General features: G+C 59.8%; 2 protein-coding genes and 2 pseudogenes. 2 read left to right on the forward strand and 2 right to left on the reverse strand.

Translation table 11 applies throughout. The features are described 5' to 3' along the window. Positions 1-269 (forward strand): annotated as a pseudogene (locus VL202_RS12635) (hypothetical protein); the annotation flags it as partial. Positions 270-349: 80 nt separating this feature from the next. On the opposite strand, the gene ndk reads toward VL202_RS12635, so the two are convergent. Both ndk and VL202_RS12645 read right to left on the reverse strand, forming a co-directional pair. After that, positions 350-772, reverse strand: a complete 423-nt coding sequence (ndk, locus tag VL202_RS12640) for a nucleoside-diphosphate kinase (protein ID WP_056332011.1) — start codon at positions 770-772, stop codon at positions 350-352. Positions 773-860: 88 nt separating this feature from the next. Continuing rightward, positions 861-1,550, reverse strand: coding sequence for a glutathione S-transferase family protein (locus VL202_RS12645; RefSeq protein WP_325464468.1), 690 nt, complete (start codon positions 1,548-1,550; stop codon positions 861-863). A 137-nt stretch (positions 1,551-1,687) separates the two neighbouring features. On the opposite strand from VL202_RS12645, the pseudogene VL202_RS12650 reads away from it, so the two are divergent. Then, positions 1,688-1,820 (forward strand): annotated as a pseudogene (locus VL202_RS12650) (damage-inducible protein DinB); the annotation flags it as partial.

The following is a 1,820-nucleotide window of genomic DNA, read 5'->3' on the forward strand; positions in this document are numbered from 1 at the left end:
AGCAACTCGACAAGGTGGTGCTCGAAAGCCCTGATATCACCTGCGTCAGGAAGGAACGTCCCTATCGGGTGACGATCGACGTCAAGGGGCCGGACGGTTCGGTCCTGCAAACACTGGAAACATCGGTCACCTCCGATCTCGACCAGGACATACTCCCGGCCAAGGCCCTCATCGTCGGCCCCGCCTATGACAAGAACCCGGAGGTCTTCAAGGACGGCAAGACGCCCGAACATTTCGAAACGGCGAAGTGCGGGACAGAGAACGGCTGAACGTTAAAAGCCGGAGCGTTTCCGCTCCGGCTTTCAAGATATCTTTTCAATGCCTTCGGGCAGGAACCCGAGAGACTGATTCAGCCGACGATTTCGGTATCGGAGAACCAGTAGCGGATTTCCTCGGCGGCGGTTTCCGGCGCATCCGAACCATGAACCGAATTTTCGCCGATCGACAGGGCATGCGTCTTGCGGATCGTGCCTTCGTCGGCATTAGCCGGGTTGGTGGCGCCCATGATTTCGCGGTTCTTCAGGATGGCGTTTTCGCCTTCAAGAACCTGGACGATGGTCGGGCCCGAAGTCATGCCTTCGACCAGTTCGCCGAAGAAGGGGCGTTCCTTGTGAACAGCGTAGAAGCCTTCGGCCTGGCGGGTGCTCATCCAGACGCGCTTGGAAGCGACGACGCGCAGGCCAGCATCTTCAAGCATCTTGGTGATGGCGCCCGTCAGGTTGCGCTTGGTCGCGTCCGGCTTGATCATCGAAAAGGTGCGTTCAATCGCCATTGTCTCAATCCCTTGGTGTTCGTGGTCCGTGAATTTGGCGGTTCAATAACCGTCAACGCCAAGCAAAACAAGGGGGAGCCGCGAAGTTTCACGCCGCCGTCACGGTCCGTCCGAGCCCGTCATGGAGATCAAGACAGCGTTCGAACCAGTCGATGACCGGGTCTCCGGCCACAAGGATCGGCTTCGGAGAGGTGATCCGCGCCCATTGCAGTGCCCCGAAGACGATGTAATCGGCAAAGAGCGGGCTGTCGCCGCCGATGAAGTTCTGTCTCTTGAGCATGGTGCGCAACGGCTCCAGCCTGGCCGGAAAGGCCTGGAGTTCCGCCGCGCCCATTTCGAGCACCGCCTCGAGCGTCGTGCCGAAGCGCGCCTCGCGGGAAGCCCGGTAATAGGCCTGATCGACGGGTTCAAGGCAATCGTGGATGTCCATCAGGATGATGCGGATCAGGGCGGCTTGCAGCACCGTCTGCGTCCAGCTTTCGATGAAGCGCGCCGTCGCCTTGCCGCCCTCGCCGCCAAACAGCGACGGGCGATCGGGGTAGGTTTCCTCCAGATGAAGCGCGATGGCAAAGCTGTCGGGGATCAGCCGGTCGCCGTCGCGCAGCAGTGGCACGGTTTTCGTTGCCGCGTTCTCGATCACCGGGATCTGCGTGAAGCCCACCGGCTCAAGCTGATAATCGAGCCCCTTATGAGCAAGCGACAGGGCGGTCTTCCAGGCATGCGGCGAAAAATGCCGGGTCTTGTCGGTGCCGCTCAGCGTGTAGAGTATGCGGGTCATGTCTTCTCCTGCTTTGCCCTTCCTGGCGCGCCATTGAACCCGGCTACCGGCAACAATCAAATCAGAAAAATTCATGGATCGGATCGCGCCCGCTGATCATGATTTGCGATAGGCTGGAATGAGCGCAGGAGAAGACCATGATCGAACACTACCGGATGTTTGCCGACTATAACCGCTGGGCCAATCGGCTGCTCTACCAGGCCGCAAGCGGCCTGAGCGATGCGCAATACCGCGAAGACATGGGCGCCTTCTTCGGCTCGCTGCATCATA

Source organism: Pararhizobium sp., assembly GCF_035497515.1.
GTDB lineage: Bacteria > Pseudomonadota > Alphaproteobacteria > Rhizobiales > Rhizobiaceae > Pararhizobium.